We start from the raw sequence: 23501 nt of genomic DNA on the forward strand, positions 1-23501 counted from the left end.
CATACTCAGGCACTCGAGTATTTAGGGAAGAACCTTGCGATGCCTAACACCGTTCTGGTCCTGGTTGAAACCATCAACGAATACCTGCAAATCATCGAGAGCAATGATTTCCATGTAATCCTGGCGCCGACACCCGCTGAACGCGCGCAGGCGATCAAGGCCCACGGCGGGCAGATCAAGGCGGTATTGACCCGTGGTCCACTGGGGCTGTATGCCGAAGAAATCGCCGCGTTGCCGCTGCTGGAGATCATTTGCGTGATCGGTGCCGGTTATGAGCATGTAGACCTGCAGGCAGCAGCCAACCGTGGGATCGTGGTGACCAATGGTGCAGGTGTGAATGCGCCGTCGGTGGCCGACCATGCCATGGCGTTGCTGCTCTCGCTGGTGCGCGGCATCCCCCAGACGGACGCCGCCGTGCGCCGCGACGAATGGCCGAAGGTGATGCGCCCTTCCCTGGGCGGCAAGCAGCTGGGAATTCTCGGGCTGGGCGCCGTGGGCCTGGAGATCGCCAGGCGCGCATCCCTGGGATTTGGCATGGAGGTGAGTTATCACAACCGTCAACCTCGCGATGATGTGGATTACACCTATTGTTCAACCGCCGTGGAACTGGCGCGCACCTCGGATTTCCTGATCCTGGCCACGCCCGGCGGCGCCGGCACTCGCCACCTGATCGATCGCCACGCCCTCGACGCTCTGGGGCCGAATGGCTTCCTGGTCAACATCGGCCGCGGCAGCGTAGTGGTTACCGCCGATCTGGTGGCTGCGCTGGAACAGCGACGTATCGGCGGCGCTGCGCTGGATGTGTTCGACGACGAACCCAAGGTGCCCGACGCCCTCAAGCGCCTGGGCAATACCGTGCTGACTTCGCATGTGGCCGGCCTGTCGCCGGAAGCCACCCACGATACCGTGCAACGGGTCGCCGACAATCTGGTGGAATACTTCGCCGGCCGCCCGGTACTTACGCCGGTAGCATTGCCGGCGCCCGATAAATGACCGATCAGGCACGCTGATCCTGCTTCAACACGCTAGCCTATAAAGCCGCCCCGACCTTGTCGATGGGCGGCGCCCCACATTAGATTAGCCAATAGTCCAAGGCCTTTAAAATAAGCAGAAGGGATAAGCATGGCGCTTAACGACCAATCGACCCAGATTCGCCCCGGCGAAGAACTTGATGCCAGCCTGATCGATCCCTATCTCAAGGCCCATATTCCCGGCCTGCACGGCACGGTCAAGATCAGCCAGTTTCCCGGCGGCGCGTCGAACCTGACGTATCTGCTGGAATACCCTGGCCAGGAATTCGTATTGCGTCGCCCGCCGTTCGGCCACAAGGCCAAGTCCGCCCATGACATGGGCCGCGAATACCGCATTCTCAATCAGCTCAAAGACGGCTTTCCCTATTGCCCCAAGGCCTACGTGCATTGCACCGACGAGTCGGTGATCGGCGCCGAGTTCTATGTGATGGAGCGCGTCAACGGCATCATCCTGCGCTCTGACTTGCCTGCAGAGCTGGGCCTGAACGCGACACGCACCGAAGCCCTGTGCAAAAGCTTTATCGACAAGTTCGTCGAACTGCATCAGGTCGACTACAACGCCTGCGGCCTGGCCGACCTGGGCAGGCCGCAAGGTTATGTGGAACGCCAGATCCGTGGCTGGAGCGAGCGCTACGAAAAAGCCCTGACCCCCGATGCCCCCCGTTGGGAAGCCGTGCGCGCCTGGCTCAACGACAAGATGCCGGCCGACCACCCGACCTCCAGCATCGTGCATAACGACTATCGCTTCGACAACGTGATCCTCGACCCGCACAACCCGATGCAGATCATCGGCGTGCTGGACTGGGAACTGACCACCCTCGGCGACCCGTTGATGGACTTGGGCAACACCCTCGCCTACTGGATCGAAGCCGCCGACCCCGCCCCCGTGCAGTTGATGCGTCGCCAGCCCAGTAACGCGCCCGGCATGCTGACCCGCCGCCAGTTCGTCGACTACTACGCCGAGCGCTCAGGCATCCGGATCGACAATTTCGACTTCTACTACACCTACGGCCTGTTCCGGCTGGCCGGCATCGTGCAGCAGATCTATTACCGCTTCTTCCACGGCCAGACCCAGGACAAACGCTTTGCCCAGTTCATTCACATGAACACGCTGCTGGAGCAGATGAGCCTGGCGGTCATCGGCAAATCCGCCCTCTGATAACAATCACAAGGAACCGCTCATGTCCAAGACCCACCTGTTCGACCTCGACGGCAAGATTGCTTTCGTGTCCGGCGCCAGCCGTGGCATCGGCGAAGCCATCGCCAAGTTGCTGGCCCAGCAAGGCGCCCACGTGATTGTCTCGAGCCGCAAACTGGAAAGCTGCCAGCACGTTGCCGACGCGATCATCGCCGACGGCGGCAAGGCCACTGCGGTGGCCTGCCATATCGGCGAAATGGAGCAGATCGCCCAGGTGTTCGCCGGTATCCGTGAACAGTTCGGCCGCCTGGACATCCTGGTCAACAACGCCGCGACCAATCCGCAGTTCTGCAACGTGCTGGACACCGACCTCGGTGCGTTCCAGAAGACCGTCGATGTGAACATCCGCGGCTATTTCTTCATGTCGGTGGAAGCCGGAAAGCTGATGCGCGACAACGGCGGCGGCAGCATCATCAACGTCGCCTCGATCAACGGCATCTCCCCGGGTGTATTCCAGGGCATCTATTCGGTGACCAAGGCCGCCGTGATCAACATGACCAAGGTGTTCGCCAAGGAATGCGCCGCGTTCGGCATCCGTTGCAACGCGCTGCTGCCGGGCCTGACAGACACCAAGTTCGCCTCGGCGCTGGTCAAGAACGACGCGATCCTGAAGATGGCCCTGGCGCAGATCCCGCTCAAGCGCGTCGCCGACCCCAGCGAAATGGCCGGTGCCGTGTTGTTCCTGGCCAGCGATGCGTCCAGTTACACCACCGGGGTGTCGTTGAATGTGGACGGTGGCTTCCTGTCCTGATCCCGCCTGGTTTTTTCAGATCGATTTGCGCGTAACCTTGGCGCAGATCGATCTGTCCCGGGATGAAACATGGAACTGCACCTCGTCATCAACGGCCGCAAGGACCTGGCTGCCCAGCTTTACCAGCAACTGCGCGAAGCCATCACCGGCGGGCGACTTTCAGCCGGCGCGCAATTGCCGCCCAGCCGCCTGCTCGCCGAGCAACTGGGGGTCTCGCGCAAAACCGTGTCGGACACCTATGCCACCCTGACATATGAAGGCCTGCTGGTCGGCCGGATTGGCCGGGGCACCTTCGTCAATGCGTGGGCGCCCCGGCCCGACCGCGTGCAGACCGCCACCGACCTGGCCTGCGCCGCCAACCTGGGCAAATGGGCGGCGTTGCCCTCGCCCATGCATCATCCCGCCCGCGATGAGATCCTGCGCTACGAGTTCATCGGCGGGGCCACCACGCGCAATCAGTTCCCCCAGGAAGAATGGCGACGCTGCACCCTGGATGCGTTGCGCCGCATCGCCCGGAACAGTGGTTTCTACAGCCAACCGGAAGGCTTGCCGGCGCTGCGCGAGGCCATCGCCGGGCATATTGCTTTTTCCCGGGGGGTGAAAGGTCGCGCCGCTGACATTGTGGTGACCAATGGCGCCCAGCAAGCGCTGGACCTGATCGCCCGCGTGGTCCTCGAGCCGGGCAGCATCGTCGCCATGGAAGACCCCGGCTACAGCCCGGCGCGCCAGTTGTTCGTGGCGATGGGCGCCAGGGTCGCGAGCGTACCGGTCGATGACCAGGGCATCCAGGTCGACCAGATCCCGGATGGCACCCGCCTGATCTATGTGACGCCGTCCCACCAGTTCCCCCTCGGCATGCCCATGAGCCCGGCGCGGCGCGAGGCCCTGCTCGACCGCGCCATCGCCCTCGGCGCGATCATCATCGAAGACGACTACGACAGTGAGTTCCGCTACGAAGGCCGCCCCACCGACTCCCTGCAAAGCATGGACACGCGAGGCGTGGTGACCTACGTCGGGACCTTTTCCAAAACCCTGTTGCCCGAGTTGCGCCTGGGCTACGCGGTGCTGCCGCCGGCGATCCATGGCGCGGTCCTCAAGGCCAAGCAACTGACCGACCAGCACAGCTCGACCCTGCCGCAATGGGCGCTGGCCAAGTTCATCAGCGAAGGCTATCTGCTCAAACATATTCGCCGCTGCCACAGCGTGTATGCGGGGCGCCGTGAGCGCATCCTGCAGCGCCTGGCGGGTGACCTGTCGCCCTGGTTCGAGGCGGTGCCGACGGTGGCCGGGTTCCATCTGGCCGCGCTGTGCAAGGTGCCGGTGGATATCCCGCTGCTGATGGAATTGGCGCGCAAGGCGCAGGTGGGGCTTTACCCGCTGGATGTGTTTTTTCACGACACGGCACCACGCCCGGGGCTGATTCTCGGCTTCGGCGCCATCGAAACCCTCGATATCGACCCGGCGCTGGACAAGGTCCGCGACATTCTGCGGCAAATTGGCTAGGCGGTTTTGCGCAGGATTGGTCATTGGTCGACCAAGCCCCCGGGCGTACGGTGAACGGGTCTCGAACTATGTGGAACCCCTCATGAAACGACTGCTCGCCATTGCCTCGATACTGGCCTCGCTCAATGCCTACGCCCACGAACCTGTGTACCACGAGGAAACGCTCAAGGTGTTGCAGGAGCACGCCTTGGCCAACGTGCCCGGCAAGAAAACCATCATGCTTACCGTGGACTACGCTCCCGGCCAAGCCACCGTGCCCCACAGCCACACCGGTACCGCCGTGGCGTATGTGCTGGAAGGCCAAATCACCTCACGGGTCAACGATGAGAAAGCCATTACCTACAAGGCCGGTGACTCGTTCTACGAGCCCGCCGGCTCGCGGCACTTCGAATCGAGCAACGCCAGCCAGACCCGGCCCGCCAGGCTGCTGGTGGTGATGGTGCTGGATGACAAGGCCGAGGTGTTGACGCCGCTTGCCCCATAAGCGGCACGTTGGTAATCCCGTTCTGATCAATGTGGGAGGGGGCTTGCCCCAAGCCAGTCAGTTAAGGCTTTTTGTAGGAGCGAGCTTGCTCGCGAAAAACTCACAGGCACCGCGTTCATTCAGGAAGCACGCGTTATCGTCGACGTTCTTCGCGAGCAAGCTCGCTCCTACGGAGGGCGGTCTACGCTTAACTGACTGGCATTAGGGCTTGCCCCCGATGGCAGCGTGTCAGTCACTGAATAAGCCCATTGACCCACCGCTATCGGGGCATAGGTATCTACACAACTCTGTAGCGCTCAACCGTAACCACGATGCGAAGCGAGTCGCTCTTGATCTTGATCTGGCTTTTGATCTTAAGCGCCCCGTTAAACCACGCTGGCCGAACGCAGGCTTGAATCCGTGGGTAACCCGGCAGGACGCCGGGTTAGCCGCACTGGGCCATGGATGGCCCATTGCGGCGGCCCACGGATTCAAGCCGGAGAGAGGGCACACCGAGCCCAGGCGAGGTGCCGAGTGGTGGGGCAAGAGCGTTTTGCTTACTTTTGACTGGGCCGGCATTCCGGCTTTTCAAAAGTGAGCCGCTGTAAAAGCGGAACCCTAAGTGGCCGTGACCGCAGAAACGGATATGTACTCGGTCCAATCCAACATCCTGGTCGGCCCAGAGGCCGCCATCGGGGGCAAGCCCCCTCCCACATTGGCCCCCATCTTCAGGAAGATAGCCAGGTCAAGCAAGGCTCTTGCTGACCACCTCGAACACATCGCTGGACAGTTCGCCCGAGCCAAGAATGCGCTCCAGCTCCGCCTTCATCAGCGCTCGCCGGGCGGCGTCGTATTTACGCCAGCGCGTCAGGGGTGCCAATTGGCGCGAAGCAATCTGCGGGTTCAGCGTATTGAGCTGGATCACCAGGTCCGCCAGGAAACGGTAGCCCGAGCCATCCGCCGCGTGGAAGTTGATCAGGTTCTGCCCGGCAAAGGCGCCGATCAGCGCGCGCACCTTGTTCGGGTTCTTGATCGTGAACGCCGGATGCTCCATCAACGCCTTGACCCGCGCCAGCCCGCCCGGCAGGGTGCTGCCGGCCTGCACGCTGAACCACTGGTCCATGACCAGCGGGTTGTCCTTGAAGTTCTCGGCAAACACCGCCAGGGCCTGGGCTTTTTCCGCGTCGAACGGTGAGTTCACCAGCACAGCCAGGGCCGTCAGGCGTTCGGTCATGTTATCGCTGGTGTCGAACTGATCCAGTGTCGCCGCCAGCACTTCAGGTTTGCCGCTGAGCATCAGGTACGACAACGCGATGTTCTGCAGGGCGCGCCGGGCAAAGTGCTCGGCCTCGGCCACGTACGGGGTGTGCCGGGACAGATCGCGGTTGGCCTGGTAGCGCAGCCACAGGCCTTCGAACAGGTTCTCGGCCAGTTGCTTGCGGGCGTACTCACGGGCAGCGTGAATGGCATCCACATCCGCCACGTCGCTGATTTCGGTCAGGTAGGCTTCGCTCGGCAGCGAGAGCATTTCGGCGACCATGGCCTGGTCCAGGCTTTCATCACTCAATACCGTGCGCAACGCGTCGATCAGGCGCTGATCGAGCTTCAGCGGCTGGCCTGCCTGGTGCTGGCCGATCAGCTCCTGCAACACCTGCACCGACAATTGCTGGCCGGCGTCCCAGCGGTTGAAACCGTCGCTGTCGTGCTGCATTAGGAACATCAGTTGGTCGCGGTCATACGGGAAGCTCAGTTTCACCGGTGCGGAGAAACCACGCAGCAATGAAGGCAACGGTTTTTGCGCGACGTCGACGAAGGTGAAGGTCTGCTCGGCTTCGGTCACCGAAATCACTCGGGAGGTAGCGCCAGCCGTCGCTTCGCCGGCAAGGCGCAGGGCGATTCCGGCGCCCTTGGCGTCCAGCAGGCCCAGCTCGACCGGGATTACGAAGGGCAGCTTTTCCACCTTGTCCGGGGTTGGCGGGCAGCTCTGACGGAACGTCAGGCTGTAGGTCCTGGCCGCAGCGTCGTAGGACTCGCTCACCGCCAAACGCGGCGTGCCGGCCTGGCTGTACCAGCGTTTGAACTGGGTGAGGTCGACGCCGTTGGCATCTTCCATGGCTTTGATGAAATCGTCGCAGGTCACGGCCTGGCCATCATGGCGCTCGAAGTACAGGTCACTGCCTTTGCGAAAGCCCTCGGCGCCGAGCAAGGTGTGGAGCATGCCGACCACTTCCGAGCCCTTTTCGTACACGGTCAGGGTGTAGAAGTTGGAGATCTCGATAAAGCTGTCCGGGCGTACCGCGTGGGCCATCGGCCCGGCATCCTCGGCGAATTGATGCGTACGCAGGTAAGCCACGTCCTGGATGCGCTTGACCGTGGCCGAGTTCATGTCGGCGGAGAAGCCCGAGTCGCGGAATACGGTGAAGCCTTCCTTGAGCGACAACTGGAACCAGTCGCGGCAGGTCACCCGATTGCCCGACCAGTTGTGAAAGTATTCGTGGGCGACGATGGCCTCGACGCGCTGGTGCGCAGCATCAGTGGCGGTTTCGGCGCGGGCCAGCACGGCGCTGGAATTGAAGATATTGAGGCCCTTGTTCTCCATGGCGCCCATGTTGAAGTCGTTCACCGCCACGATCATGAAGATGTCGAGGTCGTACTCGCGGCCGTAGGTTTGTTCATCCCAGCGCATGGATTTTTTCAGGCTGGTCATGGCGTGCTGGCATTTGTCGATATTTTCCGGCTCGACGTAGATACGCAGCGCGACCTCGCGGTCGGTCATGGTGGTGAAGCTGTCTTCGACACACCACAGGTCGCCGGCCACCAGGGCAAACAGGTAGGCCGGTTTCTTGAACGGGTCTTCCCAGGTCGCCCAGTGCCGACCGTCTTCGCCGGGGCCGCTGGCGATCGGGTTGCCGTTGGACAGCAGCACAGGGTAACGGTGCTGCTCGGCGATCACCGTGGTGGTGAACACACTCATCACGTCGGGACGGTCGAGGTAGTAAGTGATCTTGCGAAAACCCTCGGCCTCGCATTGGGTGCAGAACATGCCGCCGGATTTGTACAGGCCTTCCAGAGCGGTGTTGGTTTCCGGGTGGATCTTGACCGTGGTGTCGAGGGTGAAGGTTTCACGCGTGGGCTGCACGGTCAGGTGGCTGTCGGTCAACTGGTAGTCAGCGTCCGTCAACTGCTGGTCGGCCAGATTGACGCTCAACAGCTCCAAATGCTGGCCATCCAGCACCAAAGGCGGCAGCCCGGCGCCGCGCTGGGGATTGCGGCGCATCACCAGTTGCGCGTGGACCAGGCTGTGGTCCTCGAACAACTCGAAGGTCAGGTGCGTCTCATCGATCAGGTAGTCCGGCGCCTGATAGTCCTTCAGGTAAATCATCTTCGGTTGTTCGGTGCGCATGGGTGGCATCCTTCTACTGATGCACGGCGAGCTGGTAGGCCGTGTATTTACGAATATTGATCACGCCGGTGTCGAAGATCAGGTATTGGCCCTTGATTCCCAGCAGCGTGCCTTCGGCAATCGGATTCTTGTCCAGGTTGAAGCTGACGATCTTGGCCGGATACTGCTTGACCGGATAGCGGATCTGGATCGGCTCGACGTCGGCAATGGTTTGGATGGCCTGCAGGCCAAAGCGTTCCTGCAAACCCAGCAAGCCTTCGGCACAGGCGGCAAACAGTTCATCGCGTACCTGCTTGAGGTCGACGGACTGCGCGTCGCCCTTGAGCAGCGCACGCCAGTTGGTCTTGTCGGCCACCTGGCTGCGAAACAGGTCTTCGACAAAGCCGGACTGCTGGCGCGTGGCCACGCGCATGATCGGCAGCGCCTGACTGGCGCCCTGATCAAGCCAGCGGGTCGGTAACTGCGTGGCGCGGGTGATGCCGACCTTGATCCCCGACGAGTTGGCCAGGTAGACCACATGGTCGGTCATGCAGAATGTTTCACCCCAGCCCGGATCGCGGCAAGTGCCTGCGTCGTAATGGCAACGCTCGGGGCTCATGATGCATAAATCACACTGGGCCAGCTTGGTCATGCACGGGTAGCAATACCCCTGGCTGAAGCTGGTTTTGGTCTTGCGGCCGCAATGGCTGCAATGAATGGCACCGAGGTATTCCAGGCGAATATGGGTGCCGATCAACGGGTTGACCGGCACCTCGGTGTCGCCCAGGCGAAACGCATATTGAACGGTCGGCTCACCGAGTTCTGCCGACATTTTACTGACTGCACCACGACCGATTTCAATCAATGGATCGCATCCGACTTGAACAGGATGTTCGGCACCGGTGCCGATTTCGACGCGCATTCCTGCGGCCCCATGTAGCCGGTGCGCTGGTCTTCGGGCAGGTTCTGCAGTTCCCAGGCGATCATCGCCTGCAACGACAGCTCCCGCTGTTCGGCAGTGAGCTTGCGGCCGTCGGACCACTTGCCGATTTCCACGGCGAGCTTGAGGCTCTCGTAGATGTCCGGGGTGATGTTTTCGATCATTTCAGCAAAAGAGGACATAAGGCTCTTCCTTATCAAATAGACGATTTGCGGCGGTTGTACAGCCCGCCGAGCAAACCGGTCAGGCAACCGATAACCAGGCCGCCCACATGGGCCGCGTTGGCGATTTCACCGAAGCCGATCATCGAGACCAGCCCCGACAGGCAGAGCAGCAGCCACACCAGCATCATCACCAGCACCCCACGGGGCAGGCGATAAGCCGGGTTGGGCGCGAGTAACTGAAAGATCCAGCAATGCCCGAGCAGGCCATACAATACGCCGGACAAACCGCCAAACAGGCCCGGGCCGCCGTAAAAGTACTGCGCGTAATTGGAAACCAGGCTGAACAACAGGGTCAGGCCCAGCAGGTTGATACCGCCCTGGCGCGCTTCAATGCGTCGACCCAGCTCCCAGTACCACATGCCGTTCATGGCCAGGTGCAGGATGCCGAAGTGAATCAGCATCGGCGTGACCAACCGCCACCACTGCCCGGACGCCAGGCTGTCGGCCAATGGCGTGAACTGGATGTACTCGCCCAGCACGCGGAACGGCAGGAACGTCAGCCAGGCCATGGTTTGCAGGTTTTCGCCGAGCAGCGTCACCGCGCCCACGATCAGGCTTGCCAGCAGCACCAGTGCCGTGACCGGGCTATGCCGCACCTGCTGGATAAAGCTGGGACGCGCAACCGGCGCCTGCTCGGGAATATCCAGCTGCTGGTCGGGGTCGCCGGCGGGAAAGCGCTGGTACAACACGCGCACGTCGTCGCTGATGGTCTCGGGCACCCACAGCACTTGTTCGCCCGCCTCCTCGCTGACGCGATGGGGCACCTGCATGCGTTGCAGCAACTTGACAAAACCGCCCAGGTCGACGCTCAGGGGCAGGCGCAATACAGCCACGGTACTCATTGGGTAACCTCAGGTCGCTCAACGTCGACCCAGACGAATTTATGCGGATCCAGCCGGGTTTCCTGGTCCAGGCGATACGCCACCAGCTTGCCGTACAGCACGGCGCTGTAGTCCAGGCAGGCCAGGTTCGGGCGGATCGGCGCCGGTTTGCCGCTGCGCCAGTAATGACCGACGAACAATAATGGCTCATCGACGCCATAGCGCAGCAGGGCGTTCTTTTCAGTGGACGACAACGGCGTGCGCGCCACCGGTTCGGGCAAGGCGTCGGGCTGGAACACAATATCGCCGTAGGTTTTCGGGTCGTCTTCCCAGAATTTGGTGCGAAAGAACGAGCGCGTCAGCCCATCGCCACCGGTCAGGGTGAGCCCGTGGGGCAGGCGCATGTCGGTGCCGCGCAACAGCCGATCGAACGCGTTGCAGGCAAAACTGCCGGGAACGGCGGCGGCCTGCAGGAAATGCTGATCGATGCAGCCATCCGGGAAGGTCGCGCGCAGCGGCTGGATAAAGCTCTCATCCCAGCAGGCATGCACCACGCGAAAACGCCCGGCGTCGACAAACAGCGGCATATCGTAGAACCAGCCGAGGAAGTCGTGCCAGTCGGCCGGGTACTGTTCGAACTGGGTCAGCGTCTCCTGGATCAGCCGTGCATGGCGCGGGTTGTGCTCGCGCACGAATTGCTTGCCGCTGCCCGGCGGTGCCGGCGTGGTCCACCCCAGCGCATTGAACTCATGGTTGCCCATGATGCACAGCGCCTGGCCGGCCTCGGTCATGTCGTGGACGATATGCAGCGCTTCGCGAATGCGTGGCCCGCGGTCGATGATATCGCCGAGAAACACTGCCATGCGCGACGGATGGCGCCAGGTGCCGCCCTGCTTGTGGTACCCCATCCGGTCGAGCAAGTGCTCAAGGGTGTGGGCGCAACCGTGCACGTCACCAATCAGGTCGTAGCTACGCGCGGGATCGAGCATCAGTCGCCTCCACCCCCCAAGCGGCTGCCCCAGCCCAGCTTGGTGCGGCACACTTCGTAGTAGTTGTGGTCCAGTGGATGGATCAAGCGCAACTTCTGGGCTTTCTTGCTCACGGTGATGGTGTCACCGGGGGCGCAGGTGAAATGGTTCTGCCCGTCGCAGGAGACTTGCGGATAGATTTGCATGTCTTTGGACACCACGATCTTCAGCTCACTGTTGCCGTCGACCACAATCGGCCGGCTCGACAACATATGGGGATACATCGGCACGATCACAATGGCATCAAGCTTGGGATGCATGATCGGGCCACCGGCCGACAGCGCATACGCGGTGGAGCCCGTGGGCGTGGCGACGATCAGGCCGTCGGCCTTCTGGCTGCACACGAACTGGCCGTCGATATACAGCTCGAACTCGATCATCCGTGTGGATTTACCGGGATGCAGCACCACGTCATTGAGGGCATCGCCCTGGCCGATGGCCTCACCGTGGCGGCGCACTTCGGCCTGCAGCAGGAAGCGGTTTTCCACCAGGTAATGGCCGTCGAGCACCTTGGCCACTTCGACTTCCAGCTCGTCGGGGCGAATATCGGTGAGAAACCCCAGGCTGCCCCGGTTGATCCCCAGCACCGGCACGTTATGCCGCGCCAGGGCGCGGGCCGCGCCGAGCAGGCTGCCGTCGCCGCCGACCACGATGACCATGTCGCACACTTCGCCGAGCATTTTGCGCGAAGAGGTCTGCAGGCCGTGGCCCGGCAGGATTTCGCCGATGGTGTCTTCGAGGATCACATGCAGGTGGCGTTCCAGCAGGAATTTTTTCAGCCGGCGGACGGTGTCCAGCACCTGGGTACTGCCCAGGCGACCGATAATGCCGATATTGCGAAATTGCTCCATGGGGCTCCTGCGGGCATAGGGGTGTGGCAAAAAGAAAGGATTATGGGCGAAAGGCCGCTTCAGGCAAAATCCTTTGTCGCCGCAGGCCTGTGATGACAATGGTTCTCAGGCAACGCCCAGGCACCCGCACGCAACTCAAGAGGCTATGCTCGCACCATGACTCTGTTCCCTGACCTGCATGCCCTGCCCCGCCAATTGCGCCACCCCGAGGTGCGCGACCTGGCGTGGGTCATGCTGGCGCCTCCAATGCTCGCACAGACGCCGTGGCCGCAACGCCACCCGCTGGCGGGCAGCGACTGGGTCCAGGCGCCGCATTTGCTCGAAGCCTGGTTAGGTGCGCTCGATCAGGACAGCCGCGCATTGCAGCACTGGCTGAGCCTGTCGCGCACTCGGCGCCTGGGCCTCTATTATGAGCGCCTGTGGCAGTTCGCCGTGCAGCATGCCCCCGGCGTGGAGCTGCTGGCGGCGAACCTGCCGATCCGCCGTGCCGGGCACACCCTGGGCGAGCTGGATATGCTGCTGCGCGACCGCGATGGCGTGCATCACCTGGAGTTGGCGATCAAACTCTATCTTGGTCCACAGGACGGCAATGGCCAGGACACCGCGCAATGGCTCGGCCCCGGCTGCCACGACCGGCTGGACCGCAAACTGACGCACCTGGCCCAGCATCAACTACCGATCTCGGCGCGCCCGGAGAGCCGCGAGGCCCTGGCGACGCTGGATATCCAGGAGTTCGATGCGCACCTGTGGCTGGGCGGGTACCTGCTTTATCCATGGCCGGGCCAGGCCGACCCGCCCCTCGGCGCCCACCCGCAGCATTTGCGCGGGCGCTGGCTGCATCAACGCGATTGGCAGGACTTTGTCAGTACCCGCCCCGCCGGCCGCTGGCAACCCCTGCCCCGGCATGCGTGGCTGGCGCCGGCGCATTACCCGGCGGATGAGGTGTGGAGTGAGGAGCAGATGGAAGGCTGGCTGGCAGACCTGGACCCGATGGCGCCGGCGCAGTTGCTGGTGCGGCTGGTGGAGAACGGTGAGGATTGGGAGGAAGCGGAGCGGTTGTTTCTGGTGGCGGATCTTTGGCCGAATGTGCCGGGGGCAGGCTGATAAATCTGTGGTGTATTGAAGATCGCCATCGGGGGCAAGCCCCCTCCCACATTTGGAATGCGTTCCCCTGTGGGAGGGGGCTTGCCCCCCGATGGCGGCGTCTCAGGCACTACTCATCATCGATATGCCGATAATCCAGCTGCAATCCCATAGCCAGCGCCCTCGCCCGCCCCAACCTGATCGGCCCACGCTCGATATCCACCAGCCATCCCGGACACGCCAACAGCGGCAACCCGTCGATCACCTTGAGCCGCCCATCGGTAATCACCAGCAAGCGCTGCTGCTCAGCCGGATAACGCTTGCGCCGCGCCACCAGCCAATGCCCCGCCTCGGTCAGGGCTGCCAGCAATGGCGTCCCCCCTCCGGCGCCCAGCTGTTCCAGCCAGTGCGCCAGGCTTTTTGCCGCTTTCAAGCCCTGCACCTGCCACTTCGGCGACTGCCCGCTGGCCGTCAGCAAGGCAAGGCGTGCCCGTTGACGATAGGCGTCATCGAACAACTGCGCCAACAAGCCCTTGGCATCGCTCAATGCCCGGTGCCGGCGAGTCGAAGCCGAGGCGTCGACAATCACCAGCCAGAGTTCATGGGCAGAGTGACTGCGCAGCTGCCAGCGTAAATCTTCACGATTCTGCGGCCTGCCACCGAGCAAAGTGCCCGGCCAGTTGATCCGGCCCTGTCCCGCGCTGCGCGCCTTGCCTTGCCTGCCGTTGTCCAGTCGCCCTGCCTGGGGCCGCGCATCCGCCCCCGCGTCAGGTCGAGGGCGAATGCCTAGGGCTTTTTTGGCCAGGCGGGAACATCACGGCGGGCGCCGGTGGGCAGGGCCGGCGCAGGCATATCGCCCCATTGGCCCTGGCCGGGCGAAGGGTTCGAGGATTGCGGGGCTTGGGCCTGACTGGGCGGGCTGGCCTCCGGGGCCTGCTCCTGGCGTCGATGACGCAAGGCAAATTCGGCGACGGCGTCTATATCCTGCTCGGCGATGGCCCCGGCCCCGCGCCAGGCGGCATGGGCCCTGGCACCGCGCAGCCACACAAGGTCGGCGCGCATCCCGTCCACGCCGGCGGCAAAGCAACGCTGGGTGATTTGTGCCAGGGCCTGGTCATCCAGCTCGATACGGTCCAGGCGCGCGCGCGCCTGGATGCAGCGTTCGCGCAAAGCGGCTTGCGGCTCGGCCCACCGTTCACAGAACGCGACGGGGTCACTGTCGAAATCCAGGCGGCGACGGATGATCTGGCCACGCTCGGCCGGCAATGTCTGCCCGCTCAAGGCCACGTTGAAACCAAAGCGGTCGAGCAGTTGCGGGCGCAACTCCCCCTCTTCCGGATTCATCGTGCCGATCAGCACAAACCGCGCCGCATGCCGATGGGAGATGCCATCACGTTCGATCAGATTGGTACCGCTGGCGGCCACATCCAGCAGCAGGTCGACCAGGTGATCGGGCAGCAGGTTGACTTCATCGACATACAACACGCCGCCGTCAGCCTTGGCCAGCACGCCGGGCGAGAATTGTGCACGGCCCTCGCCGAGCGCGGCGTCCAGGTCCAGGGTGCCGACCAGGCGCTCCTCGGTCGCGCCCAGGGGCAAGGTAACAAACTGCCCGCTGCCGAGCAGGTCCGCCAGGCCACGGGCCAGGGTGGACTTGGCCATGCCGCGCGGACCTTCGATCAGCACACCACCGATCCTCGGATCAATGGCGTTCAGGCACAGCGCGAGTTTCAGCTCATCGGCACCGACCACGGCGGCCAGCGGGAAATGCGCAATATCAGTCATCAGCTGTCTTCTTCCATATCCAGCAACAGGTTTTCCAAGGCTTCGCGGTAGGCGCCGGGCGCTTGCCACAGGCCGCGCTGCTGGGCTTCGAGCATGCGCTCGGTCATGTCGCGCAAAGCGTCGGGGTTGTGCTGTTGCACAAACGCGCGAGTGTCAGGGTCGAGCAAATAGGCGTCGGCGAGCAGCGCGTATTGGTGATCGTCGATCAGTGCGGTGGTGGCGTCGAAGGCGAACAGGTTGTCCACGGTCGCAGCCATTTCGAATGCGCCCTTGTAGCCGTGACGCTTCACGCCTTCGATCCACTTCGGGTTGGCCGCACGGGAACGCACCACTCGATTGAGCTCTTCCTTCAAGGTGCGGATCCTGGGCAGGTCCGGCTGGCTGTGATCGCCGTGATAGCTGGCGGTCTTGGCGCCGCTCAAGGTTTCCACGGCGGCGAGCATGCCGCCCTGGAATTGGTAGTAATCGTTGGAGTCGAGCACATCGTGCTCGCGGTTGTCCTGGTTCTGCAGCACCGCCTGCACCTGGCTCAGGCGCTGGGCGAATTGCCCACGGGCGGCGGTGCCTTCGTCGGCGCCGCCATAGGCGTAACCGCCCCAGTTCAGGTAGACCTCGGCCAGGTCCTCGCGGCTCTGCCACAGGCGACCGTCAATCGCACCCTGCACGCCCGCGCCATAGGCGCCTGGCTTGGCGCCAAAAATGCGCCAACCGGCCTGTTTCGCCGCGGCCTCTGCGTCCAGGCCCGACTCTAGCAGCGCCAGGCGCTCGCTGCGCACCTTGGCGGCCAGGGGGTTCATGTCATCCGGCTCGTCCAGCGCCGCCACCGCCTGCACCGCCGCATCGAACAGGCGGATCAGGTTGGCAAACGCGTCGCGGAAGAAGCCGGACACGCGCAACGTCACGTCGACGCGCGGACGATCCAACAGACTGATCGGCAGAATCTCGAAGTCATCCACGCGCTGGCTGCCGGTGGCCCATACCGGGCGCACGCCCATCAGCGCCATGGCCTGGGCGATATCGTCGCCACCGGTACGCATGGTGGCGGTGCCCCACACCGACAGGCCCAACTGGCGCAGATGATCGCCGTGATCCTGCAGATGCCGCTCAAGCAACAGATTGGCCGACTGGAAACCGATGCGCCAAGCCGTGGTGGTCGGCAGGTTGCGCACATCCACGGTGAAGAAGTTGCGCCCCGTGGGCAAGACATCCAGGCGGCCGCGACTCGGCGCTCCACTGGGACCTGCCGGCACAAAGCGACCGCCCAGGGCGTCCAGCAGGCCGCGCATTTCTGCCGGGCCGCAGGCGTCCAGGCGCGGCGCCACGACAATGCGCAGGCTTTCGACCACTGCCTTAACCTCTTCCCAACCGGCTTGCTCCAACTGCTCCAGCGGCCCCTGCAACGCCTGCTCGATCAAGCGCGTCGCGTAGAGTTCCAGACGTTCGCGGGTGTCACCGGCGGTGCGCCACGCCTGCGCGTCGATCTTGCGCAACACCTCGGGCCGACGCCCGGTCCACGGTTCTGCGAGCGCGCAGTCCAGAGGATCGAAGCCCAGCTCGAACGCCTTGGCCAGCACCCGCAACAGGCTCGATTGCGCGCCACGTCCATCGCCACGGGGAATGCGCAGCAAGGCCAGCAAGGTATCGATACGCAAGCGTCCCGCCGGCGACTCGCCGAAGACATGCAGGCCGTCGCGGATCTGTGATTCCTTCAGGTCACACAGGTAGGTGTCCAGGCGCGGTAACCAGACGTCGGCATCGGCCTCGCCGTCCAGCTCGAGTTCCTGGTCGATACGGGTTTCGCGCACCAGCTTGAGAATGTCTTTCTGCAATTCCAGCGCGCGTCGCGGGTCGAGCAACTGCGCTTCGTAATATTCGTCGGCCAGCAATTCCAGATCGCGCAGCGGGCCGTACGTTTCAGCACGGGTCAGCGGCGGCATCAAGTGGTCGATGATCACCGCCTGGGTGCGCCGCTTGGCCTGGGCGCCCTCGCCCGGGTCGTTGACGATAAAGGGGTAGATATTCGGCAGCGGGCCGAGCAGCACGTCCGGCCAACAGTTTTCCGACAGGCCCACGCCCTTGCCCGGCAGCCATTCGAGGTTGCCGTGCTTGCCCACATGAATCACGGCATGGGCGCCGTAGGTCTGGCGCAGCCAGAAGTAGAAGGCGAGATAGCCATGGGGCGGCACCAGGTCAGGGTCGTGATACACCGCGCTCTGATCAACCTGATAACCCCGCGCCGGTTGAATCCCGATGAAGGTCTGTTCCAGGCGCAGGCCGGCGATCATCAAGCGGCCGTCGCGGCACATCGGGTCCTGATGCGGCGTGCCCCAGCGCTCCAGCACGGCTTGACGATTGGCCTCGGGCAGACGCTGGAACATCGCTTCATAATCGTCCAGGCTCAGGCTCTGATGGCAGGGGCGCAGGTCGAGGCTGTCCAGGTCATTGGTGACGCCGCCCAGCAAGGCGTGGATCAAGGCGGTGCCGCTGTCCGGCAAGGTGGACGGCACCGGATAGCCTTCTGCTTGCAACGCGCGCAAGATGTTCAGCGCCGCCGCCGGCGTATCCAGGCCCACGCCGTTGCCGATGCGGCCGTCGCGGGTTGGATAGTTGGCCAGGATCAACGCGACACGCTTGTGCGCATTCGACAGTCGCGCCAGCTCGACCCAGCGGCGCGCCAGTTCGGCGACAAAATCCATGCGCTCGGGCGCGGCGCGGTAGCACACCACGTCCGACTGGCTGCGCTCACTGCGCCAGGCCAGGTCCTTGAAGCTGATCGGCCGGCTGATGATGCGCCCGTCCAGCTCCGGCAAGGCAATGTGCATCGCCAAATCGCGGGGGCCCAGGCCTTGTGCACTGACTTGCCAGCCGGGCTGGTTATCCTGGGCGCAGATGGCCTGGATCACCGGGATATTGCGGCGAAACGGGCGCAGATGCGGCGCTTCGGGGCTCGATTGGGCAAAGCCGGTGGTGTTCAGGATCACCGCCGCCTGTACTTGATCGAGCCAGTCTTCAACCACCGCCAGGCAACCGGGCTCTTTCAAACTGGCCACCGCTATCGGCAACGGGCTGAGGCCCGCCGCCTGCAAACGCTGGCAGAACACATCGATAAACCCGGTATTGGCGGCCTGCAAATGGGAGCGGTAGAACAGCACCGCCGCCACCGGCAAGTCCGCGCGCCAATCCGCCTGCCAGTGCTCAAGCTCGGCGTTGGCCGTATGCGGGTGATAAATCGACGTACGCGGCAAGCTTTGCGGCTCGGTCCATGGGTAGTCGCGCCCGAGATAGCCACTGGCCAGGCAGCGATAGAAATCCAGCGCATTACCCAGGCCGCCCTGGCGCAGGAACTGCCACAGCCGGTCACGCTGCGCCGCGCCGACGGTACTCAGACCGCTGAGTTCCGGGTCCGGGCGATCATCTCCCGGCACCAGGATCAGCGTGACGCCGCGCTCGGCCAGTTCCACCAGGCGCTCGATGCCGTAGCGCCAATAACCGATGCCGCCATGCAAGGAAATCAGGATGACCTTGGCGTGGCGCAACACCTCATCGACGTACAGGTCGACCGAGGCGTGGTTCTGCACCTGCATCGGGTTGGCCAGGCGCAGGCCGGGGTAATCCTCGGGCAGTTGCTGCGCCGCTTCGGCAAGCAGCGCCAGGCTGGAATCGCCGCTGCACAGGATTACCAGCTCGGCGGGGGTTTGGCCAAGGTCGGCGATATTGTCGTCCGCGACGAAGCCACCGGGTTGGGTCCTGAGCAGGTGCATGGTTAAACGCTGAGGGCGGCGCGCAGTTGCGCTTCGAGGCCGGCGGCATCCAGTTCCTGGCCGATCAGCACCAGGCGCGTGGTGCGTGTCTCTTCCGGGCCCCAGGCACGGTCGAAGTGCTTGTCGAAGCGCGTGCCCACGCCCTGGATCAGCAGCCGCATCGGCTTGTTCGGGATCGCAGCAAAGCCTTTGATGCGCAGGATGCCGTGCTGCACCACCAACTGCGTCAGGGCGTCGAGCAACAGGGCTTCGTCGGCTTGAGGCAGGTCGATGGAGATGGAGTCGAAAGCGTCGTGGTCGTGGTCGTCCTCACCGTCGTGGTGATGGTCGTGATGGCTGTGGCGCGCGTCGATATGCTCCTCGGAACCGGCGCCCAGGCCGATCAGCACGTCCAGTGGCAGGCGGCCGCTGCTGGCTTCGATGACTTTCACTGCCGGCGGCAGCTCCTCGGCTACTTCCAGGCGCACCCGGGCCAGGTCTTCGGCGCTGATCAGATCGGCCTTGTTGAGGATCACCAGGTCGGCGCTGGCCAGTTGGTCGGCGAACAGCTCGTGCAAGGGCGATTCATGATCCAGGTTCGGGTCGAGCTTGCGCTGGGCGTCGACCTGATCAGGGAATGCGGCGAAGGTGCCGGCGGCCACGGCCGGGCTGTCGACCACGGTGATCACCGCGTCCACGGTGCAGGCATTGCGGATTTCCGGCCATTGGAAGGCCTGGACCAAAGGTTTGGGCAGGGCCAGGCCGGAGGTTTCGATGAGGATATGGTCAAGGTCGCCGCGTCGGGCCACCAGCTCGCGCATCACCGGGAAGAATTCTTCCTGCACGGTGCAGCACAAGCAGCCATTGGCCAGCTCATACACGCGGCCATTGGCTTCTTCCTCGGTGCAACCGATGGAACACTGCTTGAGGATTTCACCGTCAATGCCCAGCTCGCCGAATTCGTTGACGATCACCGCAATGCGACGGCCCTGGGCGTTGTCGAGCATATGGCGCAGCAAGGTGGTTTTACCCGAGCCGAGAAAACCGGTAACGATGGTGACGGGGAGTTTGGCCAGTGTTTTCATCGGATGCCCTTTGGGGCGGGCATACGGGACGACAGGCTCTGCGACGGCACGCAGCAGCAGGTTTCGTCACCGGATCACCCCGCCCGGTTGAATTGAAAATCGATTGCGAGGCAGGTCTCCTGGCTTGGGGCTTGCAGGTCTAAGACCGGCGCCGGCTGCGCCTTCCCACCGTATCGGCAGTGGCATTGCAGTCAGGTGAACCCTTCACAGTTGCGGGGGCAGCCGCGGCTTGTACCGCGTTCCCTTCTTAGCTTCGACCGCAGCCGAAGAACCTCGAGCAGGCAAGGCTACGCAGTGCGTGGCCGGCGGTCAATGCTCCATGCTCAAGCGACAGCGTACGCATAGCGATAGCTCACCGGCACATCACCCACAATGTCGGCATGCCCGATTTGGCCGCGGCTCTCGAGGTAGAAATCAATTTCGCCATTGCCGGTCAGGTCGAGCACTACCCATGACTCGTTCGTCTGCGGATCGTAGCCCACGCCCACCTCGCCTGCCCGCCCGGTGAGCTGGCTGACGAATGTCAGCGAGTCGATGGAATGCCTGCGCAACAGCGAGGAAATATCGATGATGTCCTGACCGCTGACAAAGTCTACTAACTGATCAGGCGCATATAACGTCGAATCACCGGCATTGTCGTATACGAACGTGTCGCTGCCTGCCCCCCCTCGCATGCGGTCCGCGCCGGCTCCGCCCTTGAGACGGTTGTCGGCGTCATTTCCGATCAGTACGTCATTGCCAGAACCGCCGATGGCGTTTTCCAGGACGACGCCCTTGGCGATGGAAACATTACCCTTCATGCCCCCTACGTCGGAAAACGACTGGGCGCGCAGGTTGATCACCTGGTTCTGATGATAGCCGGAGAAATCCAACGTATCGTTGCCTCCGCCATCCCAGACGCAGAAGACAGCACCGTCGCGCGACGAATTCAATGACAGGTCGTCCCGCTGGGTATTGGAGTTGAACCCGTAGGTGGTATCGGTATTGCGAGTGTGGTGGTTGGCCCCGTACACCCGCTGACACCAGGCAATATCGGCCATCAGCGGCGAAGAGGCGTATTGACCATTGAAGTCATGGTGCGTATTGCCCGGAGCGAAATAGCTCATGACGGAATAGGCACGACTGTCTTGCGCGTAAGCGGCGTGCGTCTCATAAGCGACAGGCCCACGGGTGGCATCATAATCGCCGGTATGCGCGGCGCCCAGCGTATGGCCTATCTCATGGGTGAGCGTCTGGCGTTCAAAGCCGTTAACCGTCGGCGCGCGATTATCTGCATAACCGGAGTTCACCCGAATGCGCGCCTGATAGCGCAAAAAAACGGCATCCGCAACGGCCGGTGTCTTGTCGTTGACAAACCGCAGGCGACCTTCAGCCCCAACAGTGTCTTCGTCAAACGTAATGTTTGCCACATCGGCCCAGGACTGCATGGCGCGCCGGGCCTGGTCTTTTTGAGTGTCGTTGAACTTGCTCTCATTGGCTGAGGCTTCATTGAACGTATAAGAGAGACGCAACACCCCGTCGCCGTTGCTGTCATGCAACCTTCGACCACGCCGGTCAATATGGCGAGCCATTTCATCCAGAGAGCGTGAAGGCTTGCGCGAGCCGGCGCGATAATACGGATCGTCGGCGCGCGCAGTGACGTCGTACATTGCAGGCGCATTGGCGTCAGGCGGTTGAGACTGCGTCGCCTGGGGTGAGTTGGGTAATTGATCGGCAGATTGGTAAAGATAGCCAGGACTGACATTGCCTCGGGATACATTCGTCATAAATAAGCCTCCACTTTCGATGATGTCCATTTCCACGACGCTTACCTTCCAACAAGCACTACGGCAAATAAAGCGCGACGCCTTCGCAAAACCAATTGGAAATATTGCTCCGGGCTGCCCGTTGCTGCCGCCCCCACCGCCGGGACTCGCCTTAATTGACGAGCCAGTGATACGCGTGTTTTCCTATGCAGTATGTTTCGGGTGCCCTTCACAGGGTGAAACGGGAAACCGGTGACCCATGCCTTGCTTGATCGAGGGCATGAGCAGTCCGGTGCTGCCCCCGCAACGGTAAGCGAGCGAAGCGTCAAATCCACTGTGCATGTGCATGGGAAGGAGATGCTTGTCCGGAGGCTCTTTCAGAGCCGCCCCTTGCAAGCCCGGAGACCGGCCCGAACACATTCAGATAACAAACCCGCGGTGGGCGGGCGCTGTTCAGAACGCTGCGTGCCTGGCTCGCGGCGTTTGCATGCGCTCGTTTCACTCAAGACACTTGAAAGGGACGCGCCATGTCGATCATCCGCAGCACCTCGCACGCCGCCAGCAGCACCTCCAGCCTGAGTCAACGCCTGACCGCCGCCATAGGCGCGTCGATCCTCGGCGCGTGCCTGGTGTACTTTGCCGGCTTCTCGCATATCGAGGCGGTGCACAACGCCGCCCACGATACGCGCCACAGCGCTGCTTTCCCGTGCCACTGAGGCCTGCCGAGATGATCAAGCGTATCGCGCAAACTGCGGGTTTCACCGGTCTTTTGGCTGCCCTGTTGCTGACGCTGCTGCAAAGTTTCTGGGTCGCTCCGCTGATTTTGCAGGCCGAAACTTTCGAAAAGGCCCCGTCAGCCGCCGAGGCTGCGCATGAAAACGCGGCCGGCACGCCTGCACACGCCCATGACGCCCAGGCCTGGGAGCCGCAGGACGGCTGGCAACGCGTGTTGTCCACCACCGGTGGCAACCTGGTAGTGGCGGTCGGGTTTGCGCTGATGCTGGCCGGGCTCTATACCCTGCGTGCCCCCACCCGCACCGCCCAAGGTTTGCTGTGGGGCCTGGCCGGTTATGCAACCTTTGTACTGGCTCCCACCCTGGGCCTGCCGCCGGAGTTGCCGGGCACCGCCGCCGCAGACCTGGCACAGCGCCAGATCTGGTGGGCCGGCACCGCCGCCTCGACGGCTGCGGGCATTGCGTTGCTGGTGTTCGGGCGCAACGGGTTGCTGAAAGTGCTGGGTGTGGCAATTCTTGTTGTGCCCCACGTGATCGGCGCTCCGCAACCCGAGGTGCATTCGATGCTGGCACCACAAGCCCTCGAAACCCGGTTCAAGATCGCGTCGCAGTTGACCAACGTTGCGTTCTGGCTGGCCCTGGGTTTGATCAGCGCCTGGCTGTTCCGCCGTCACCGCGACGAATCCTACTCGGCATGACCCTGGTCGTCGGCCTGGGCTGTCAGCGCGGCTGTGGTGCTCAGGCCCTGCTGGCGCTGGTTGACAGCGCCCTCGCCGAGGTCGGAATCGACCGCCGGCGCATCAGCGCATTGGCGAGTATCGAGCGCAAACAGGCTGAGCCAGGGCTTTTGGCACTGGCTCAGATCCTGAATGTGCCGCTGCTGTGTTTCAGTGCCGAGCACCTGAGCGCCTATGAGGACCGCTTGAGCCACAAATCCGCCGTCGCGTTTGCCCATACTCAGTGTCATGGGGTTGCCGAAAGCGCCGCCCTGGCCCTGGCCGAGCACCTCGCCGGCGCCCCTGCCCGACTGCTGATCACTCGCCGTAAAAGCGCGCAGGCTACCTTTGCATTGGCTGGCGTCGACCACAGCCCGGATAATCACCGCACCCGATCTTGAGCATTGTTCATGCTCGCGGG

20 protein-coding genes and 2 riboswitches are annotated in these 23501 nt (G+C 63.1%); of the genes, 9 read left to right on the top strand and 11 right to left on the bottom strand.

The window, feature by feature from the left end:
* Nucleotides 1-39 precede the first annotated feature (39 nt).
* From MRY17_RS14150 to MRY17_RS14170, 5 genes are all read left to right on the top strand, one after another.
* Nucleotides 40-993 carry a 2-hydroxyacid dehydrogenase gene (locus MRY17_RS14150; protein ID WP_191951765.1) on the top strand — a complete coding sequence of 318 codons (954 nt, stop codon included), beginning with the start codon at nucleotides 40-42 and terminating at the stop codon, nucleotides 991-993.
* Between the two features lie 129 nt (nucleotides 994-1122).
* Nucleotides 1123-2190 (top strand): phosphotransferase family protein, encoded by a 1068-nt coding sequence (locus MRY17_RS14155; RefSeq protein WP_243352341.1) that lies wholly within the window; start codon nucleotides 1123-1125, stop codon nucleotides 2188-2190.
* A gap of 22 nt (nucleotides 2191-2212) precedes the next feature.
* Nucleotides 2213-2980 carry an SDR family oxidoreductase gene (locus MRY17_RS14160; protein WP_191956822.1) on the top strand — a complete coding sequence of 256 codons (768 nt, stop codon included), beginning with the start codon at nucleotides 2213-2215 and terminating at the stop codon, nucleotides 2978-2980.
* 69 nt (nucleotides 2981-3049) lie between these two features.
* Nucleotides 3050-4483 (top strand): PLP-dependent aminotransferase family protein, encoded by a 1434-nt coding sequence (locus MRY17_RS14165; protein ID WP_243352342.1) that lies wholly within the window; start codon nucleotides 3050-3052, stop codon nucleotides 4481-4483.
* Between the two features lie 82 nt (nucleotides 4484-4565).
* The gene (locus MRY17_RS14170; RefSeq protein WP_243352343.1) at nucleotides 4566-4967 is read left to right on the top strand and encodes a cupin domain-containing protein; all 402 of its coding nucleotides are present in this window, start codon (nucleotides 4566-4568) and stop codon (nucleotides 4965-4967) included.
* A 724-nt stretch (nucleotides 4968-5691) separates the two neighbouring features.
* Here MRY17_RS14170 and pepN read toward each other — a convergent pair.
* The 6 genes from pepN to MRY17_RS14200 are packed head-to-tail and all read right to left on the bottom strand — an operon-like array spanning nucleotide 5692 to nucleotide 12192.
* Nucleotides 5692-8349, bottom strand: a complete 2658-nt coding sequence (gene pepN, locus MRY17_RS14175) for an aminopeptidase N (protein ID WP_243352344.1) — start codon at nucleotides 8347-8349, stop codon at nucleotides 5692-5694.
* Between the two features lie 13 nt (nucleotides 8350-8362).
* The gene (locus MRY17_RS14180; protein ID WP_243353941.1) at nucleotides 8363-9193 is read right to left on the bottom strand and encodes a DUF2797 domain-containing protein; all 831 of its coding nucleotides are present in this window, start codon (nucleotides 9191-9193) and stop codon (nucleotides 8363-8365) included.
* Entirely contained in the window at nucleotides 9190-9450 is a 261-nt protein-coding gene (locus MRY17_RS14185) for a YeaC family protein (RefSeq protein WP_065895393.1), read from the bottom strand. Before MRY17_RS14185 ends, MRY17_RS14180 begins: the two co-directional genes overlap by 4 nt.
* Before the next feature lie 14 nt (nucleotides 9451-9464).
* Nucleotides 9465-10334, bottom strand: coding sequence for a rhomboid family intramembrane serine protease (locus MRY17_RS14190; RefSeq protein ID WP_181285302.1), 870 nt, complete (start codon nucleotides 10332-10334; stop codon nucleotides 9465-9467).
* Nucleotides 10331-11302: a metallophosphoesterase gene (locus MRY17_RS14195; RefSeq protein WP_181285301.1), complete on the bottom strand. Its 972-nt coding sequence runs from the start codon at nucleotides 11300-11302 to the stop codon at nucleotides 10331-10333. Before MRY17_RS14195 ends, MRY17_RS14190 begins: the two co-directional genes overlap by 4 nt.
* Nucleotides 11302-12192, bottom strand: coding sequence for an NAD(+) kinase (locus tag MRY17_RS14200; protein ID WP_057725186.1), 891 nt, complete (start codon nucleotides 12190-12192; stop codon nucleotides 11302-11304). Before MRY17_RS14200 ends, MRY17_RS14195 begins: the two co-directional genes overlap by 1 nt.
* Nucleotides 12193-12348: 156 nt before the next feature.
* Here MRY17_RS14200 and MRY17_RS14205 point away from each other — a divergent pair, with 156 nt between their 5' ends.
* On the top strand, nucleotides 12349-13296 hold the full coding sequence (locus MRY17_RS14205; RefSeq protein ID WP_191951769.1) for a DUF1853 family protein: 948 nt from the start codon (nucleotides 12349-12351) through the stop codon (nucleotides 13294-13296).
* A 109-nt stretch (nucleotides 13297-13405) separates the two neighbouring features.
* Here MRY17_RS14205 and MRY17_RS14210 read toward each other — a convergent pair whose 3' ends face one another.
* The 5 genes from MRY17_RS14210 to MRY17_RS14230 form a co-directional block, all read right to left on the bottom strand.
* Nucleotides 13406-14008, bottom strand: coding sequence for a vWA domain-containing protein (locus tag MRY17_RS14210; protein ID WP_181285308.1), 603 nt, complete (start codon nucleotides 14006-14008; stop codon nucleotides 13406-13408).
* A gap of 53 nt (nucleotides 14009-14061) precedes the next feature.
* Nucleotides 14062-15060, bottom strand: coding sequence for an ATP-binding protein (locus tag MRY17_RS14215; protein WP_181285299.1), 999 nt, complete (start codon nucleotides 15058-15060; stop codon nucleotides 14062-14064).
* Nucleotides 15060-18821 (bottom strand): cobaltochelatase subunit CobN, encoded by a 3762-nt coding sequence (gene cobN, locus MRY17_RS14220; RefSeq protein ID WP_243352345.1) that lies wholly within the window; start codon nucleotides 18819-18821, stop codon nucleotides 15060-15062. The genes MRY17_RS14215 and cobN overlap by 1 nt, the downstream gene beginning before the upstream one ends.
* A gap of 2 nt (nucleotides 18822-18823) precedes the next feature.
* Nucleotides 18824-19885: a cobalamin biosynthesis protein CobW gene (gene cobW, locus MRY17_RS14225; RefSeq protein WP_181285297.1), complete on the bottom strand. Its 1062-nt coding sequence runs from the start codon at nucleotides 19883-19885 to the stop codon at nucleotides 18824-18826.
* A 92-nt stretch (nucleotides 19886-19977) separates the two neighbouring features.
* Nucleotides 19978-20176: riboswitch (cobalamin riboswitch) on the bottom strand.
* Nucleotides 20177-20208: 32 nt separating this feature from the next.
* Complete coding sequence (locus tag MRY17_RS14230) at nucleotides 20209-21681, bottom strand: M10 family metallopeptidase C-terminal domain-containing protein (RefSeq protein ID WP_243353944.1); 1473 nt, start codon at nucleotides 21679-21681, stop codon at nucleotides 20209-20211.
* Nucleotides 21682-21833: 152 nt separating this feature from the next.
* A riboswitch (cobalamin riboswitch) is annotated at nucleotides 21834-22059 on the top strand.
* Nucleotides 22060-22157: 98 nt separating this feature from the next.
* On the opposite strand from MRY17_RS14230, the gene MRY17_RS14235 reads away from it, so the two are divergent.
* The 3 genes from MRY17_RS14235 to MRY17_RS14245 are packed head-to-tail and all read left to right on the top strand — an operon-like array spanning nucleotide 22158 to nucleotide 23481.
* Complete coding sequence (locus MRY17_RS14235; RefSeq protein ID WP_104503193.1) at nucleotides 22158-22346, top strand: CbtB domain-containing protein; 189 nt, start codon at nucleotides 22158-22160, stop codon at nucleotides 22344-22346.
* A gap of 11 nt (nucleotides 22347-22357) precedes the next feature.
* Nucleotides 22358-23062: a CbtA family protein gene (locus MRY17_RS14240; protein ID WP_191951773.1), complete on the top strand. Its 705-nt coding sequence runs from the start codon at nucleotides 22358-22360 to the stop codon at nucleotides 23060-23062.
* Nucleotides 23059-23481, top strand: coding sequence for a cobalamin biosynthesis protein (locus tag MRY17_RS14245; RefSeq protein ID WP_181285294.1), 423 nt, complete (start codon nucleotides 23059-23061; stop codon nucleotides 23479-23481). The genes MRY17_RS14240 and MRY17_RS14245 overlap by 4 nt, the downstream gene beginning before the upstream one ends.
* Nucleotides 23482-23501: the final 20 nt, after the last annotated feature.

The sequence above is a fragment of the Pseudomonas orientalis genome, assembly GCF_022807995.1.
Taxonomy (GTDB): Bacteria; Pseudomonadota; Gammaproteobacteria; order Pseudomonadales; family Pseudomonadaceae; genus Aquipseudomonas; species Aquipseudomonas orientalis_B.